Raw genomic sequence first — 15,474 nt, 5'->3', positions numbered from 1 at the left:
GGCGTCAGGCGCGTCCGCGCTTGGCGTCGACCGCTTCGTGCACGTGGGCGAGGCGGTTGAGCTCGAGCGTGTCGAGCACTTCGATGCGCCGCCCGCTGACCGCGATGACGCCGTCCTCGTGCAGCTTGGAGAAGCCGCGGCTGACCGTCTCCAGCGCCAGGCCGAGGTAGTTGGCGATGTCCTCGCGGCTCATCGGCAGCTTGAACTGGATCGCCGACTGGCCGATGTGCCGGTAGCGCTCGCCCAGCCCGTGCAGGAACAGGGCGATGCGCTCGCCGGCCGAGCGGCGCACCAGCATGCCCACGTGGTCCTGGTCGCGGTCGACGCTCTGGCCGATGACCCGCATCAGCTGCTGCTGCAGGCTCGGCAGCTGCGCGGCGACGTGCGCGAGCAGGTCGTACGGCACCTCGCAGACGTTGGCCTCGACCAGGGCGACGCCTTCGCAGCGGTGGTGGCCCGAGCCGAGCGCGTCGAGCCCGATCAGCTCGCCCGGCAGGTGGAAGCCGACGATCTGCTCCTCGCCGTCCTCGTTCAGGGCCACGGTCTTGAACGCGCCGTCGCGGGCGACATAGACCGCCGACATCGGGTCGCCGAGCCGGAACAACCGCTCGCCGCCGGCCACCGGGCGTCGCCGCTTGACGATGTCGTCGAGCTGCTGGAGGTCGCCGGCGCTGATTCCCGCGGGCAGGCACAGCTGCTGCAGCGAGCACTGGGCGCAGCCGCGACGGACGTGATTCAGGTCGAGGACGGTCGAGGCCATGCGCCTATGGTGCCATGCGTGGATGGCCCGGCCGTTTCACGCGCGCCAGAAGCCGGCGCCACGTCAGCTGGCGGGCACCCAGATCATGTGCACGTCCGCGCGGGCGTAGTGCGAGCCCGGCCGCGGCGCCGGGTGGTGGACGAAGCCGGCGCGCTCGTACAGCGCGAGCGCGGGCGCCAGCCGGCTGCTCGACTCGAGGTACAGCTCGCGGCCGCCGAGCTCGCGGTACGCGGCGAGCGCATGCTCCATCAGCGCGCGACCGGCGCCGCGGCCGCGCATCTCGGGTTCGACGGCCATCTTGGTCAGCTCGTAGACCCCGTCGCCGTCGTGGCGCAGCGCGACGGTGCCGACCGCACGGCCGTCGGCGTCGACCGCGAACAGGATCCGCCCGCCGCCGGCGAGCAGGTGGGTGTCCGGGTCGCCGAGCACCTCGCGGTCGATCGGTTCGACCGTGAACCAGCGTTCGAGCCACTCGAGGTTGAGGCGCGCGAAGTCGGCCCGCCAGCGCGGGTCGTAGTCGACGATCTCGATGTGCCCGGAGCTGGCCATCGCGAGACGACGATCCGCCGGGCCGCTCAGGCCCGGCTGAGGTGCGCGAGCGCGGCGGTCGCCGCGTCGCGGTCGGCGTCGTCGAACGCGTCGACGTGCATCGACGCGACGGTGCCCGGATCGAGGCAGCGCACGTTGACGTCGATGCCGTCCGGATGGCTGCGTGGCACGTAGAAGGCCTTGACGCCGCAGTGGCGGCAGAAGCGGTGCCGCGCCACGCCGGTGTTGAAGGTGTACTCGGCCAGCGCGTCGGCGCCCGCCAGCAGGCGGAACCGCGTCGCCGGCACGATCAGGTGCAGGAAGCCGGTCATCCGGCAGATCGAACAATTGCAGTCGAGCACCGTAAGGTGCGCGGGCGCATCGACCTCGAACCGCACGCGGCGGCAGTGGCAGCCGCCGCGGTGCGTGACCCGGTCGTCGCCGGGTCGCAGGTCGGGGGTGACGGCGTTCGCGGGGGCAGTCGTGTCCACCCGCGAAGCTTAGCCCTTGCCGTTGCCCTTGTTGCCCTTGCCCTGGCCCTGCGCCTTGCCGCCGGTCGTCGCGGGTTTGCCCTTGCCCGATGCCGGCGACGTGGTCGGCTTGCCCTTGCCGGCCGCCGGGCCGGTGGACGTCGCCTTGCCCTTGCCCGCGGTCGGGCCGGCACTGACCGGCTTGCCCTTGCCAGCGCCCGCGGTCACCGGCTTGCCGCCGCGGTTGCCGCCGTTGCCGCGGCCTGGGAAGTCGTCGCGCAGGTCGGCGTCGAGGGTGATCGGGCGCGACCAGCGGTCGTAAGTCGGGACGAAGCCGCGCTTCAGGCGGTGGAACTCGGCCGAGCCGGGCTTGATGCCGAGCTCCTGCGCGACGACGCCCCAGCCCTTGCCGTGGTTGCGCTCCCAGTAATCGGCCACGTAGCGGCACGGGCGGCCCAGCGCCGAGGCCAGCGCGCAGGCGTAGTACACGTCGCCCGGCGCCCAGCGGCGGGTGTTGAGCAGGTCGGTGACCAGGTCGCGCGGGGCGCCGTGGTAGCGGACGAGCTCGTCGACGAACGGATCGCGGTAGCGGCTGCCGTAGCGGTTCATGTCGCCGAGGGTGTTGTCGACCCAGACGTCGCCGCTGCGCGGGTTCCAGCCGAACACGTAATCCTGCGCGGCCACGCTGCCGGCGCCGGTGGCGGCGGCCAGGCCGAGCGCGATCGCGAGCAGGCGCGTGCGCAGCGGCGAACGGATCGATCGATCGGTACGGGTGGTCATGGCGAACTCCAGCTGCGGCCGATGCCGCGGTGTGTGGTCGCGAGTCTCGGCGCGCGGCAGTGAACGCGTTCTGAAATCCACCGCGCCGCGTTCGCGCGGTTCAGCCTTGCCGGTGGCGGGGCAATCAGCGCTCGATGACGAACTTGCCGAACGACACGCCCAGGTCCCAGCCCTCGCCCTTGCCGGCCAGCGCCAGCGACACACTGCCCTTGGTCAGCGCCTGCGCGCCGGCCGACTTGCCGGCGCCGGCGTGCGCCTCGGCGGCCGCGTAGGTGCCGAGCACGTCGTCGATCCGGTACACGCCGGAGAACTCGCCGCGCCCGTCGGCGATGCGCGTCTTGCCGACGGTGATGCCGCCGCCGCGCGTCTTGATGCGCACGTCCATGCGCTGGCCGTTGTCGCAGGTGATCGTGCCGGTGCCGTCGGCGCGCTTGTAGAACGCGGACCAGCCGGACAGTTCGAAGCGCAGTTCGCAGTCGATCGGGCCGCCGGACTGGGCCGCGGCGGGCAGCGCGGGCAGCGTCGCGCCGAACGCGATCGCGAAGGCCAGCAGCAGGGCGGTCGGGGGACGGCGTCGACGGGTCATCGGGGCGCTCCGGTGGTCTCGGGTCGGCGCAGGCTAGCACCGCCACCGGTGACGGACGCCGCAAAAGACGACGGCACCGGGTTGCCGGTGCCGTCGGGTGGTTCACGCGCCGATGCGCGGTCGATCAGTCGCGGTCGCGCCAGCGGCGGCCGTCCCAGTAGCGATCGTCGTCGCGATAGCCGTAGCGGTTGTCGTAGTAGCGGTTGTCGTAGCGTGCGTTGTAGCTGCGGTCGTACTGCGGGTCGTAGTAGCGCGTCTCGCAGCGGCCCCGCTTGTCGCACTTCACGCCCTTGTGCTTGTTCTTGTAGTGGCCATAGGCGTTGCCGTACGGCGGACCGCTGCGATAGGCCTCGCGCGGAGCGTAGCGGTAGTAGATCGGGCGGCCGTAACGGTCGCGGTCGACGATCAGGCGGTCGTTGTAGCCGTAGTTGCCATGGCGGTAGTACGGCTGGCCGCTGCGGAAGATCACGTCGGCGACGTCGACGATGACGCGCGCCAGGTCGTCGCCGCTCTGGGCGTGTGCGGGAGCCGGGGCCATCGCCACGGCGCCGAAGCCGGCGGCGAGGACGACGGGGGCGATCCAGCGGGTCAAGGTGGCCATGCGGTTCTCCTTTCGACACCCACCACCGCGGTGGGCACGGGACCGACGATGCGTCCGCGCAGGTGAACCGCCTCCTAATTTTTCCGTCACCCGGCGTCGACGCTCAGCCGCCGTTGGGGTGCCTGTTCAGCTGGCGTGCGCCTGAGCGGCCAGCGCGGCGACCGCATCGGGCAGCTCGCGTGCGTCGCGCACCACCCGCAGTCGCGGCGCGTCGGCGGCGACGTCGGCCTCGTTCTCGTGCGCCCAGGTCGTGTGGTACGGCACGTGAATGCCCCAGCCGCCCAGCTGCAGCACCGGCGCGATGTCCGAACGCAGGGAATTTCCGATCATCACGAAGCGCGACGCCGGCAGGTCGAACTCCGACAGCACGCGCGCATAGGTCGACGCGTCCTTCTCGCTGACGATCTCGATGCGGCCGAACCAGTGGGCCAGCCCGCAGCGGCGGACCTTGGCCTCCTGGTGGAACAGGTCGCCCTTGGTGATCAGCACCACCGGGTGGCGCGAGGCGATCCGTTCGACCGCCTCGGCAATGCCCGGCAGCAGCTCGACCGGGTGCTGCAGCAGGTCCTTGGCCAGGCCGACGATGCGGTGCACGTCGGCGCCGCTGATGCGCTCGCCGGTGATCGCGACGGCCGCCTCGATCATCGACAGCGCCATGCTCTTGACCCCGTAGCCGAAGATCTCGACGTTGCGCTTCTCGAGCTCGTACAGCCGCTGCTGCGCATCGGCGTCGCCGAGGTCGACGTAGCGGCCGACGATGCGCTCGAACTCCAGCTGCGCGGCGTCGAAGTAATCCTGGCTGCGCCACAGGGTGTCGTCGGCATCGAAGCCGACCAGCGCGATCGAATCGTCGGGGGAGGCGGTCATGCGCGCATTCTCCCGCAAGCCGCGTCCGCGCGGCAGCGCCGCCGACGCAACGCAGAACATTGTCCGCCCGGCCCTGAACGCAGAAGGGCGGCCCGAGGGCCGCCCTTGCATGCACGTGGGGGAGTCGTGCAGGCGCGCGTTACTTGGTCTCGCCGGCGGCGGCGCCCTGCTGCTTGCCGACGAACGCCTTGTACTCGTCCGCGGTCAGCGCGCCATCGGCGTCGCCGTCGGCCTGCGCGAACACCTGCGCCAGCGCCGGCACGCTGTCGGCCTCGGCGCGGGTCAGCTTGCCGTCCTTGTCGGCATCGACGTCGGCCCAGCTCTTCTTCGCCGGGGCGGCGGCCGCCTGTGCCGGCTGCGCGGCGGCTTCCTGCGCGACGGGCGAGGCCTGCTCGGCCGGCGGCGCGTCGGTGGCCGCGGACTGCGCGAACGCCAGCGGGGCGCTGAGCGAGGCGACGAGGGCGAAGGCAACCAGACGGTTGTTGCGGGACAGGATGGTCATCGATGGGTCTCCTTGAACGAAAGTGGTCCGCGCGGCGGTGGAACCGGGGATTCCGCACGGCCTGCACCTTGTCGCCGCGTCGATGAACCCAACCGCGACGTGAATCGCACGCACAACGCGCGCTTAACCAACGCGCGTGCCGTTGCCGCTAGGCACGCAGCGCGCGCCGGCGCGAAGCGTGATGCGCGCAGCGGATTGGCGGCGCGCGTGGCGCGGCAGTCGCCTGAACGGAAACGAAATCTTCACGCCCGGTCGCGCAAAGGCCGCGACGCCGGCGCGGCGTCCATCGCCCTCACGCCGTCCGGATCACGCGTCGTCTTCGCCGTACGCGTCGACGCGCGGTTGGCCGTCCTCGTCGTCGATCGACACGACGACGGTGATCGGCCGGCAGCACACCTGGCAGTCCTCGATGTAGCGCTGGTCGCCGGCGGAGTCGTCCACGATCACTTCGATGCGCTCGCCGCAGTACGGGCACTGGATGTCGGCGGTGGGCAGCATGGCGGTGTCCTGCAGGGTCGGTGGTGGCACAGCATCGCACCTGCGCCATCACGGGCCTTGAACCGTCGACGTCGGATCGTGAACGGGCGCCGGCGCGACCGGCTTCGAACAAGGAGTCCCGATGAAAACCCGCCACGTGTTCAGTACGCCCGACCTTGCCACCGCGCGCGCCGCGATGGACGCCGCGCGCCGCGCGGGCGTGCCCGACGACGACCTGCTGCTGGTCGCGCGCTCGGACATCGAGCTCGAAGCGATTCCCGACCGCTACAAGGAAGCCGACACCGACCTGATGCCGGCCGCGCTGCGCGGCGCCGGCTACGGCGGCGCCACCGGGCTGCTGGCGGGCCTGGTGGCGGTGGTCGTGGCGCCGGTGGGCCTGACCCTCGCCGGCGCGGCCGCGATCGGCCTGGCCGGGGCGATGGTCGGCTGCTGGGCGTCGGCGCTGACCGGCTCGTCGCTGCCCGATCCGATCCGCCGCCGCTTCCACGACGAGATCGAGGCCGGCCGGATCCTGGTGATCGTCGACGGCGACAAGGCGATGCTCGACGGCGTCACGCAGGTCATCGAGGCCAGCGGCGCGACGATCCTGCCGTTCGAGGCCGCGAAGGCGCTTTCCTAGCAGGCCCTTACTTTTGAAGCATTACGTGCGCTAGCGCGGCGCAGCGAGCGCTCCGCCGGCGGCGCCGACCGTGGCGCGCAGTGCGGGCGGCGCTGCGCCCACGGCGGCCGCGCGCCGCTTCGGTCGCGCCTTCTGCAGCGCGGCCGCGTAGGCCGACTCGAGCGCAGCGACCTTGGCGATGTAGTCGCGCGTCTCGGTGTACGGCGGCACGCCGCCGTGGCGCGCGACCGCGCCGATCCCGGCGTTGTATGCCGCGGCGGCGAGCACGCGGTCGTTGCGATAGCGCTTGAGCAGCGCGCGCAGGTGCCGCGCGCCGGCATCGATCGACTGTTCGGGCGAGAACGGATCGCGCACGCCGTACTCGCGCGCCGTGGCCGGCATCAGCTGCATGACGCCCTGGGCGCCCTTGTTCGAAACCGCGCGGGCGTCGAAGCCGCTCTCGGCATGCGCGATCGCACGCAGCCACGCTTCGTCGACGCCGGCGCGCTTGGCGGCACTGCGGAACTGCGCGTCGTGCGGCTCGAGCCGCGGCGCGCCGACGCGGCCGAGCCCGGCGTGTGCCGGCTCGCCCGGCGGCGTCTTTACGGTGAACGACAGCACCCTGGTCGAGCCGGGCAGCTTGCGCGTGCTGTAGACGGTGCGCCCATCCTGCTGGCGCTCGTACAGCGTGCCGCTGACCACGCCCATCGCGCCCCACAGGTTGACCTGCACCGCGTTGTCGTCGACCTCGCGGGCGACGCAGCGCGAGCCCGGCTCAGGCGCCGTCGCGAGGCTGACGACGCCGCCCTGCACGCACCGGTACACGGTGCGCGCGTGCGCGGCGCCCGGCGCGACCAGCGCGACGACGGCGACGCATGCGGACAGCAGCGCGGGCAGGGTCAGATTCATCGCGGCCGAGTCTAGGCGCGTGCCCGCGCCGGCGCGTTAGCCCTTCGTCACGGCGACCATCGACACGGTGCAGCGCCGCGCGCGGGATCCAGCGAAAAAGGCAGGGCGGTGGTGCCGCCCTGCCCGCCACCGTCCGACGCGTCCTCTGCGGGACGTTCGCCACCCGCCTGGCGCGCCTCGGCACGGTGCGCGGGTGCGGATGAACCGCAGCGGCGCGGGCTGCGGCCGCGCAACGCCGAATTAACGCGCGTCACCGGCGCGCTGCGCTAGCCGCGCGGAATGCGTGACCGCGTCGCGAACGAACCCGTGACGGCCGCTGCGCTGCGCACGGCGCGCGACGCTGAACGCAACACAACCTTCACGCCGCGGCGCCCGGCGCTACTGCGGCGGCGCCGGCACCGCCGGCTGTGCCGGATCGCGGACGGGCGGCACCGAAGGCACCGGCGTCAGCGGCGGCGACGGCAGGCCAAGCCGCTGTCGCTGCAGGTCGTACAGCACCTCGGCATCGCCGGGCTCCCAGCCGTCGCGGTCGTGGCCGCGGAAGCGGCGGTGGAACGCGCGCAGCGCCGCGGCCGGATCGCGCACGTCGTAGCCGACCAGCGCGAGCGCCGTCCACGGATCGAAACCCGCCGGCGGCGCCTGCAGCGGCTCGCGCGGCCACAGGCCGTAGCCGGCGGCGGCCAGACGCGCCCACGGGAAGCCGGCATGAGGGTCCTGCTTGCGCGTCGGCGCGATGTCGCCGTGCGCGACGATCTGCTCGCGGCGGATCCGCTGCCGCGCGGTGACGTCGTCGAGCAGCCGCAGCAGCGCGTCGACCTGCACGTGCGGAAACGGCGCGACTCCGTCGTTCTCGAGCTCGATGCCGATCGACGCGGAGTTGACCTCGGTGATCGCGCCCCAGCGTCCCGCGCCGGCGTGCCAGGCGCGCGCGTTCTCGTCGACCAGCTGCACGGTGCGGCCGTCGCGCCCGATCAGGTAGTGCGCGCTGACGCGCCCGGACGGGTTGCGCGTGCGCAGCATCCGCAGCGCTTCGTCGAAGGTGGCGGTCTGGGTGTGGTGCAGCACGACCAGCTGCGCGCGGCGCCCGTCGACGTTCGGCGACGGCGTCCACGCGGCCAGTTCGCTGCCCGACCGCGGCGTCGTGCAGGCGGCCAGCACGAGCGCGAGCGCGACCGCGGCCACCCGGCGGAACGGCGAAGGGCGCGGCGGCAGCGGCATGGGCATCGGCGCGGGTCCTGCGGGAGGGGTCGGGCCGATGGTAGGCGATGGCGATTAGGCGCCAACAGCGCAACAACAATGCGCCCGAGGCCAGTCGCGTTCCACGGGCGGCACGCTGCGTCGCCGCCGGCGGCCTTCGGACGCCGCGGGCCGGGCCCATCAAGGGTCCGCAACGATGGCCGTCCAGGCACCCCGCCGGGGCCCATCGCGGACGCCGACTCCCTCCCCCCTCTCGTCGCGCGATCCGCCGCAGGAGTCCATGACATGAGCAAGCGCACCACCCGTTCCGGCCGTCTGCTGGCCCGCACCGTCCTCGTCGCCGCCCTTGCCGCCGCCGCGTTCGGCGCGCAGGCCGCCGAAGGCGGTTTCTACGCCGGCGCCGGCGTCGGCCAGGCCATGGTCGACGAGTCCGGCTACGACGACGAGGACACCGCGTTCTCGGTGTTCGGCGGCTACCAGGTCAACCGCTACTTCGGCGTCGAGGCCGGCTACACCGACTTCGGCACGCTCGAGCCGCGCGGCGTCGGCGCCGACATCGAGGCCGACAGTGCGTACCTCACCGCGGTCGGCTCGCTGCCGATCACCGAGCGCTTCTCGGCGTACGCCAAGGCCGGCGTGCAGCGCTGGAACGTCGACGCGTCGATCCCGGGCCTGACCGGCCGCGTCGACGACAGCGGCACCGACCCGACCTACGGCCTAGGTGTGCAGTACCGGCTGACCGACTCGGTCGCGCTGCGCGGCGAGGTCAGCCGCTTCGAGCTCGACGACGCCGACCTCGACGTCGGCCAGGTGCAGGTGCGCTTCGACTTCTGACCCGCGCCCGCCGCGTCCTCTCTCTCCGCGTCACCCCATTGGCCGCCGGTTTTCCGGCGGCCTTTCTTTTCGTCACGCGAGCGCGTCGGCGCCAACCACGTGGACCCCGGGGGGCGCCCTCAGCGCGGCGTCGACCAGCGCGCGGGCGACGTGGCTCGCCGGGCTGATGCGCCAGCGACGCGGCAGCAGCGGGCCGAGCGCGCCGAGCACGTGCAGGCCGGCGCGTTCGGCCGGCCGCGATTCGGCCCGATCGCCGCCGAGCAGGCCGGGCCGCACAAAGGTCAGCGAGGGGTAGCCGAGCGCGGCGAGGTCGCGCTCGACCTCCCCCTTGGTCCGGCTGTAGAAGACCCGCGACGCCGGGTCGGCGCCCATCGCCGAGGTTAGCGCGAAGCGGCGCGCGCCGTGCGCGAGCGCACGCGTCGCGACCGCGAGCACGAAGCCGTGGTCGACCGCGCGGAACGCCGCCTGCGAGCCGGCCGCACGGATCGTCGTGCCCAGCGCGCACACGACCGCGTCGACGCGCCACCACGGCGCGTCGTCGGGCAGGGCCGCGTAGTCGACGATCGGGTTGTCGAGCTTCATGTGCGCGGGCAGCGCGCGGCGCGTCGGCGCGACCACCCGCTGCGCCCGCGGATCGGCCAGCGCCAGCCGCAGGGCCTGCGCGCCGACCAGGCCGGTCGCACCGGCGATCAGCAGGCGCATGCGCGGGCCTGCGGTGCGTGCGCGCGCACGGGCGCCGTCACTTCGCCGGGGCCACCGGCAGCGCGACGTCCGGCGCGGCCTCGAGGGTGATCTCGACCGCGCCGCCCGGATTGTTGCTGCGCAGGCGGAACGTGCTGTCGTCCAGCTGCAGCACGTCGACCGGGTAGGTGACGCCTTCTTCGGTCATCGTCATTCGGCCGTCGGCCTGCGCCCACGCCCCGACCATGGGAGTGCCATTGGGCGAATCGATAACCAGCGTGCCGTCGTCGAGGAACGCGTACGTCGTGCCCGGCTCGACCGGTCCGCCCGCCGCGGCGCGCCAGACCTTGCCGGCGAAGCGCGGCGGCGTTGCCGGCGTCGGCGCAGGCGGCGCGGCGGACGTCGGTGCCGTCGATGCAGGCGCCGGTGCCGGTGCGGTCGCGGTCGGCGCGGTGGCGTCGTCCGTCGCGGGCGTACGGGGCTGGCACGCGGCCAGCAGCGCGCTCGATGCGACGGCGGCGGTCAACGCGAGGGCGGCGGCCCCCACGGTCGGGCGGTGCACGGGGTTCTGGCGCATGGCGGTTCTCCATGGGGTGCGGCGCGCCAGCATAGTCGCGGCGTGTCGACGCAATGCCAGCTCACCGCCGCATGGCGCGGCCGAGCGACAGGAAGGTGACGACGCCGCTAACGCGGGCGTGCCGCGGCGCTAACGCCGCGCGCGGCACGGTGGCATCGCGGACACACGACGTTCCGCGTCCCCCATGGAGACCGCCGATGACCCAGCGCCAGACCACCCAGGACAAGCAACGCCGCGATCCGACCCGCGACGCCTCGCGCAACGAGCCCAGCCACGACACCCGCGCCAACGACCGCAACGAGAAGCAGCCGACCGCGCACCTGGACGACGACCACGTCACCACGCGCACCAACAACGAGTCCGGCACCAGCGACAACCTGAAGGGCCGTCGCGGCAAGCACTGACCCGCATCGCTTCGTTCGACCCCGGCGCGCGCCGGCGAGACGATCGCCGGTGCGCGCTGCCGTCAGGGCGCTGCGACCTGCCGCCCGGCGGGGCCGCGATCAGCGCGGCCGCGATCCGGTCTGCGCGTCGCGGGCGGCTACGAGCGCGACGTCGCGCCGCCGCAGCATCGGCGCCACCCGCGGCACCGTCAGCATCGTGCTCGCGACCGCCATCAGCAGCAGCGCGGTGAACATGCCGCTGGTGATGATCTGCTTGTCGAGCAGGATATTGGCGAAAATGATCTCGATCAGCGCCTTGGTCTGCAGCAGCCAGCCGATCAGCGAGGCCTCGCCGCGCGGCCACTTCAGGAACCGTCCGGCCAGGTGCACGCCGGCGAGCTTGCCGCCGACCGACGCCAGCAGCAGCGCCGCGGCGGCGAGGAACACCGCCGCGCCGCCGAGCGTCCACGCGGTCTTGAGCCCGGTGCTGAGGAAGAACACCGGCATCAGCACCAGCAGCACGTGGTGGCGCAGCGTGTCCATGCCGTGCTGGTCGAACCACTCCGCGTCCATCACCACGCCGGCCAGGAACGCACCAACCATGAAGTGCAGCCCGGCCCAGTCGGCGCCGAACGCGCACGCGGCCAGCCAGATCAGCGCGACGTACCAGCGGTCGCGTTCGGCCAGCCGGCGCATCAGCCGGCGGAACAGCACGCAGGCCAGCGCGAACGCGACGAGGAACGCGACCTGCCGGCCGATCCGCTCCCAGTCCATCAGCACCACCGCCAGCACGCCCCAGATCGCGATGTCGTCGAGGCTGGCGTAGCGCAGGATGCGCTGGCCGATCGGGTCGCGCAGCAGGCCAAGCTTTTCCATCAGCAGGATCAGGATCGGCAGCGCCGTCACCGCGCACGCCATGCCGACGGCGACGACGAACTGCCACGACTGCGCGCGCTCGCCGATCCAGCCCGGGAACGCCAGCAGCCCCCATGCGGCCGCGCTGCCGAACAGCAGCGGCATGCCGAGCGCGAGCCCCGCGGTGACCGCGCTCTCGCGGCGGCTGGTCCACGCCTTGCGCACGTCCAGCTCGATGCCGGCGATCATCACGAACAGCATCACCGCCCACCACGCCACGCCGTTGAGCGCGGCGACGACGTCGGCGGTGAACACGAACGCGTAGTAGTCGGGAAACGCCTTCCCGAGCACGCCGGGCCCGAGCACGATGCCGGCGATGATCTGCACCACCACCAGCGGGGCCACGTACTCGGTGCGGCCCAGCCGCCAGACCAGGTACGGCACGGAGAAGATGATCGCCATCGCGATCAGGAACAGCTCGGTGGTCGTGACGGCGTGCGGCATGCGGATTCAGGGCGCGGGCGATGGCGCAGTCTGCCCGAGGGCCGGGCGCGTCGCGACCGCGTGAAAACCGCCGCGGCCGGCGCGGCGTAGGATCGGAAACGTGACCACCGACACGCTGCACATCCCGCCCGAGATCGACGCCGCGCTGGAGGCGCTGGAGCGCGGCATGCCGCAGCTGCAGGCCAACGCGGGCGGCATGTTCGAGCTGGCATGCGGCTGGGCCGAACGCCACGACGCCGTGCTGGCGATCACGCCGCCGGCGCTGCAGCCGATCGTGCGCGCGCGGCTGCGGCGCATCGGGATCCGCTGGGGCATGGTCAGCGGCGCGCGGGTGACGACCCAGTTCCCGATCGGGATCGCACCGCCGGCCGGCCTGCGCCGCAAGTACGACCCCGATCCCGACGCCGGCTGAGCGCGGCTCAGTGCAGCGCGGCGGGAGCCTGCGCGCGGGTGGCCCGCTCGGCGCGCTCGGCCTCGAGGAACGCCAGGTACTCGTCGAGCGTGCGGCCTTCGCCAAGAGCCTCGCTCGCGGCGGCGCCCTCGAGCGTCGGCGAGCAGTTCAGCGCGATCGTGCGGCCCGGCGCTTCGAGCACCGTCGCCGCGTGGCGCAGCATCGCAATCATCATCGCCGCGCTCTCGGTGCGCGCGACGACCTGCCCGGCCAGCACCATCAGCCACTCGCCGTCGCGGAACCCGGCACCGCCGAACACCTCACCGGCGGCGTCGACCAGCCGCGCATGCGGCCGCAGCGTGCTGCCGAGGCGCCGGATCGGCCGCGCGGGTTCCTTCTTCTTGCGCGCGTCGCGCTTGGCCTTGGACTGTTTCGACATGGGCGATCCCGGGGTCTGCGCGCATTGTCGCCGATCGCGCGTGGGCGACGCGACGACGCCCCGCTGCGGCGCGGACGTTAAGAACCGGTGATGCATCTGCCCCGGCGGGCCCGGCGTATGTCCCCCGGCAGTTGAAGCCGGCCGCTTGCGTGGCCCGCGCTCCAGCACTGCTCAACTTTCCAGGAGACCCCCATGACGTACAAGCTGCTGACCCTCGCCCTCGCTTCGACGTTCGCCCTCGCCGCCTGCGGCGGCAACCAGGCCGACGCCCCCGCCGACACCGCCGCGATGCCCGATGCCGCCGCCCCCGCCGAAACCGCACCGCCGGCGGAGGCCGCACCGGCCGCCACCAACCCGATGGTCGGCGGCGTCGCGATGGACGCCAGCAAGGACATCGTCGCCAACGCGTCGGCCGCGCCGAACCTGAGCACGCTGGTCGCCGCCGTACAGGCCGCCGGGCTGGTCGAGACGCTGCAGGGCGCCGGTCCGTTCACCGTGTTCGCGCCGACCGACGACGCGTTCAAGGCGCTGCCGGCCGGTACGGTCGAGGGCCTGCTGAAGCCCGAGGCCAAGGCCGACCTGACCGGCGTGCTGACCTACCACGTGGTGCCGGGCAACATCGACGCGGCCACCCTGACGCAGCAGATCACCGACGGCGGCGGCGAAGCCAAGCTGACGACGGTGCAGGGCGCGGTGCTGACCGCCAAGGCCGCCGGCGGCACGGTCACGCTGACCGATGCCAAGGGCAACGTCGCCAACGTCACGACCGCCGACGTCAAGCAGAGCAACGGCGTCGTCCACGTGATCGACAAGGTGCTGCTGCCGTAAGCGCGGCGCGGCGCGACACCTCCGGGAGCGGCTTCGGCCGCTCCTTTTTTTTGCGCGGCGCGTGCGGCCGTCGCCGCCGCGGCGGCGTGCGACCATGCGTCCGCCGCGCGCCCCGCGCGGGGGGAAACCGCATGGACGTCCACTGGCAACGCGCGCTCCTCGCGCAGCTCATCCGCTACGTCGCCGCCACGCAGGCCACGGCCGCCGTGGTCTTCCATGGCGGCTGGATGACGCTGGCGCTCGCGACCTGGGGCCACGCCGCCGGCGACGGCAGCACGACCGAGACCGTGACCCGCGCGTTGACGCGTGCGTTCGTGTGGCTCGGCGGCGTCGATGCCGACGGCCGCGGCGGCATCGACTCGCTGATGCGCGCCTGGGGCGCGCTGACGGTCGGCGTATACGCGGCCGACGCGCTGTGCCGCGCGCTGTTCGGCCAGTGGCCGCGCATCGCGCTGTGGAAGTTCGCCGCCGCGTCGTTCGCGATCGCCGCCGGCGGGTGGACGCTGGCGCTGTGGCCGGCCGAGGCCGGCAAGTCGCCGGCCTCCGACATCGCGCTGCTGGTCGGGGTGTTCTCGACGCTGGCCGGCGCGAGCACGGCCTGGGCGATCGCCGCGCGCCGGCTCGGCGACCGCCTCGTCGACGCGATCGCACCGGCTAACGCTCCGCCGTCTAACGCTCCGCCGCCTGCCGCACCGCCGCCGATCGCGCAGTAGCGACGCAACCCGCCGCTACGACACCTCGTGGCCGCGGCTGGCCTGCCACACCGCGTACCACTCCTCGGAAGACAGCGCGATGCCGAGCCCGGCGACCGCGTCGCGCAGCCCGTCGATGCGGCCGCTCCCGGTGATCGGCCGCGGCCGCGACGGGTGCCGCAGCGTCCACGCGTAGGCCACCGCCGCCAGCGACGCGCCGTGGTGCGCGGCCAGCGCCGCCAGCGCGGTGCGCACGCGCAGCGACTGCGCGTCGACGCCGTCGAACAGCCGGCCGCCGCCGAGCGGCGACCACGCCATCGGCCGCAGCCCCAGCGCGATCGCCTGGTCGAGCGTGCCGTCCTCGAGCGCGCCCAGCTGCAGCGGCGAGAGCTCCAGCTGGTTCGTGACCAGCGGGTGGCACTGGTGCAGCAGCGCGAACTGCGACGGCGCATGGTTCGACACGCCGAAGTGGCGCACCTTGCCGGCCGCGCGCAGCGACACGAACGCCTCGGCCAGCGCGTGCGGGTCCATCAGCGCGTCGGGCCGGTGGATCAGCAGCACGTCGAGGTGGTCGGTGCGCAGCGCGCGCAGCGACTGCTCGACCGACGCGACCACGTGCGCCGGCGAGGTGTCGTAGCTCTTGATCCGGTGCGCGGGACGCTGCGCCGACACCAGCCGGATGCCGCACTTGGACACGATCTGCAGGCGCGCGCGCAGCGACGGTTGGGCCGCCAGCGCCTCGCCGAACAGCGCCTCGACGCGGTAGTCGCCGTAGATGTCCGCGTGGTCGAAGCTGGTGATGCCCAGCGCGAGCGCGTCCTCGATCCAGCGCACGCGCGCGGCCACGTCCAGGTCCCACTCGCCCATCCGCCAGCAGCCGGCGAGCACCGGCGACAGGCCGGCGGGGTTGTCGTCGCGAAGGGTGGCTTTCATCGCAGGCTCCTCGGGCGCAGGGCAACGCGCCGGCATGTTAGCGGCGCGCGCGGACACGGCG

The 15,474-nt window shown here is 73.2% G+C and carries 22 protein-coding genes; 6 read left to right on the top strand and 16 right to left on the bottom strand.

All coding sequences use genetic code 11. From position 1 onward, the window contains the following. Positions 1-4 precede the first annotated feature (4 nt). The 9 genes from fnr to D3A60_RS02690 form a co-directional block, all read right to left on the bottom strand. On the bottom strand, positions 5-760 hold the full coding sequence (gene fnr / locus D3A60_RS02730; protein ID WP_119717153.1) for a fumarate/nitrate reduction transcriptional regulator Fnr: 756 nt from the start codon (positions 758-760) through the stop codon (positions 5-7). 63 nt (positions 761-823) lie between these two features. After that, positions 824-1,309: a GNAT family N-acetyltransferase gene (locus D3A60_RS02725; RefSeq protein ID WP_119717152.1), complete on the bottom strand. Its 486-nt coding sequence runs from the start codon at positions 1,307-1,309 to the stop codon at positions 824-826. Positions 1,310-1,335: 26 nt separating this feature from the next. Further along, complete coding sequence (locus D3A60_RS02720) at positions 1,336-1,779, bottom strand: GFA family protein (protein WP_231120369.1); 444 nt, start codon at positions 1,777-1,779, stop codon at positions 1,336-1,338. 9 nt (positions 1,780-1,788) lie between these two features. After that, positions 1,789-2,538 carry a hypothetical protein gene (locus tag D3A60_RS02715; protein WP_119717151.1) on the bottom strand — a complete coding sequence of 250 codons (750 nt, stop codon included), beginning with the start codon at positions 2,536-2,538 and terminating at the stop codon, positions 1,789-1,791. Between the two features lie 124 nt (positions 2,539-2,662). Then, complete coding sequence (locus D3A60_RS02710) at positions 2,663-3,124, bottom strand: hypothetical protein (RefSeq protein WP_231120368.1); 462 nt, start codon at positions 3,122-3,124, stop codon at positions 2,663-2,665. Positions 3,125-3,248: 124 nt separating this feature from the next. Beyond that, entirely contained in the window at positions 3,249-3,725 is a 477-nt protein-coding gene (locus D3A60_RS02705; RefSeq protein ID WP_119717150.1) for a hypothetical protein, read from the bottom strand. Positions 3,726-3,851: 126 nt separating this feature from the next. Beyond that, complete coding sequence (locus D3A60_RS02700) at positions 3,852-4,592, bottom strand: HAD family hydrolase (RefSeq protein ID WP_119717149.1); 741 nt, start codon at positions 4,590-4,592, stop codon at positions 3,852-3,854. Between the two features lie 139 nt (positions 4,593-4,731). Then, positions 4,732-5,094 carry an EF-hand domain-containing protein gene (locus tag D3A60_RS02695; protein ID WP_119717148.1) on the bottom strand — a complete coding sequence of 121 codons (363 nt, stop codon included), beginning with the start codon at positions 5,092-5,094 and terminating at the stop codon, positions 4,732-4,734. Positions 5,095-5,400: 306 nt separating this feature from the next. Continuing rightward, positions 5,401-5,592: a CPXCG motif-containing cysteine-rich protein gene (locus D3A60_RS02690; protein ID WP_119717147.1), complete on the bottom strand. Its 192-nt coding sequence runs from the start codon at positions 5,590-5,592 to the stop codon at positions 5,401-5,403. Positions 5,593-5,713: 121 nt separating this feature from the next. Here D3A60_RS02690 and D3A60_RS02685 point away from each other — a divergent pair, with 121 nt between their 5' ends. Then, on the top strand, positions 5,714-6,211 hold the full coding sequence (locus tag D3A60_RS02685; protein WP_119717146.1) for a hypothetical protein: 498 nt from the start codon (positions 5,714-5,716) through the stop codon (positions 6,209-6,211). A 30-nt stretch (positions 6,212-6,241) separates the two neighbouring features. Here D3A60_RS02685 and D3A60_RS02680 read toward each other — a convergent pair whose 3' ends face one another. Together D3A60_RS02680 and D3A60_RS02675 are read right to left on the bottom strand one after the other, a co-directional pair. Further along, complete coding sequence (locus D3A60_RS02680; protein WP_119717145.1) at positions 6,242-7,099, bottom strand: lytic transglycosylase domain-containing protein; 858 nt, start codon at positions 7,097-7,099, stop codon at positions 6,242-6,244. A 378-nt stretch (positions 7,100-7,477) separates the two neighbouring features. Continuing rightward, a complete protein-coding gene (locus tag D3A60_RS02675) occupies positions 7,478-8,323 on the bottom strand; it encodes an N-acetylmuramoyl-L-alanine amidase (RefSeq protein WP_231120367.1) in 846 nt (281 codons plus the stop codon). Between the two features lie 258 nt (positions 8,324-8,581). Between D3A60_RS02675 and D3A60_RS02670 the strand changes: the two genes are divergently transcribed. Next, the gene (locus tag D3A60_RS02670) at positions 8,582-9,130 is read left to right on the top strand and encodes an outer membrane beta-barrel protein (protein WP_157981383.1); all 549 of its coding nucleotides are present in this window, start codon (positions 8,582-8,584) and stop codon (positions 9,128-9,130) included. Between the two features lie 72 nt (positions 9,131-9,202). Here the strand turns inward: D3A60_RS02670 and D3A60_RS02665 are convergent, their stop codons facing one another. Together D3A60_RS02665 and D3A60_RS14445 are read right to left on the bottom strand one after the other, a co-directional pair. Next, positions 9,203-9,832, bottom strand: coding sequence for a Rossmann-fold NAD(P)-binding domain-containing protein (locus D3A60_RS02665; RefSeq protein ID WP_119717143.1), 630 nt, complete (start codon positions 9,830-9,832; stop codon positions 9,203-9,205). Between the two features lie 37 nt (positions 9,833-9,869). Next, positions 9,870-10,388: a hypothetical protein gene (locus tag D3A60_RS14445; protein WP_157981382.1), complete on the bottom strand. Its 519-nt coding sequence runs from the start codon at positions 10,386-10,388 to the stop codon at positions 9,870-9,872. 197 nt (positions 10,389-10,585) lie between these two features. Between D3A60_RS14445 and D3A60_RS02650 the strand changes: the two genes are divergently transcribed. Further along, entirely contained in the window at positions 10,586-10,792 is a 207-nt protein-coding gene (locus D3A60_RS02650) for a hypothetical protein (protein WP_119717140.1), read from the top strand. Between the two features lie 99 nt (positions 10,793-10,891). Here the strand turns inward: D3A60_RS02650 and D3A60_RS02645 are convergent, their stop codons facing one another. Continuing rightward, positions 10,892-12,130, bottom strand: a complete 1,239-nt coding sequence (locus tag D3A60_RS02645; RefSeq protein WP_119717139.1) for a cation:proton antiporter — start codon at positions 12,128-12,130, stop codon at positions 10,892-10,894. A 100-nt stretch (positions 12,131-12,230) separates the two neighbouring features. Here D3A60_RS02645 and D3A60_RS02640 point away from each other — a divergent pair, with 100 nt between their 5' ends. Continuing rightward, complete coding sequence (locus D3A60_RS02640) at positions 12,231-12,542, top strand: hypothetical protein (protein WP_119717138.1); 312 nt, start codon at positions 12,231-12,233, stop codon at positions 12,540-12,542. A 7-nt stretch (positions 12,543-12,549) separates the two neighbouring features. On the opposite strand, the gene D3A60_RS02635 is transcribed toward D3A60_RS02640, so the two are convergent. Beyond that, on the bottom strand, positions 12,550-12,960 hold the full coding sequence (locus tag D3A60_RS02635; protein WP_119717137.1) for a hypothetical protein: 411 nt from the start codon (positions 12,958-12,960) through the stop codon (positions 12,550-12,552). Positions 12,961-13,248: 288 nt separating this feature from the next. Here D3A60_RS02635 and D3A60_RS02630 point away from each other — a divergent pair, with 288 nt between their 5' ends. Together D3A60_RS02630 and D3A60_RS02625 are read left to right on the top strand one after the other, a co-directional pair. Beyond that, a complete protein-coding gene (locus tag D3A60_RS02630) occupies positions 13,249-13,788 on the top strand; it encodes a fasciclin domain-containing protein (protein WP_231120401.1) in 540 nt (179 codons plus the stop codon). A 131-nt stretch (positions 13,789-13,919) separates the two neighbouring features. After that, a complete protein-coding gene (locus tag D3A60_RS02625; RefSeq protein ID WP_119717135.1) occupies positions 13,920-14,501 on the top strand; it encodes a hypothetical protein in 582 nt (193 codons plus the stop codon). 15 nt (positions 14,502-14,516) lie between these two features. Here D3A60_RS02625 and D3A60_RS02620 read toward each other — a convergent pair whose 3' ends face one another. Continuing rightward, positions 14,517-15,413 carry an aldo/keto reductase gene (locus D3A60_RS02620; protein ID WP_119717134.1) on the bottom strand — a complete coding sequence of 299 codons (897 nt, stop codon included), beginning with the start codon at positions 15,411-15,413 and terminating at the stop codon, positions 14,517-14,519. Between the last annotated feature and the right edge of the window lie 61 nt (positions 15,414-15,474).

It is taken from the genome of Cognatilysobacter tabacisoli, assembly GCF_003586305.1.
Taxonomy (GTDB): Bacteria; Pseudomonadota; Gammaproteobacteria; order Xanthomonadales; family Xanthomonadaceae; genus Cognatilysobacter_A; species Cognatilysobacter_A tabacisoli.
This window is presented reverse-complemented; position numbering and strand designations above follow the sequence as displayed.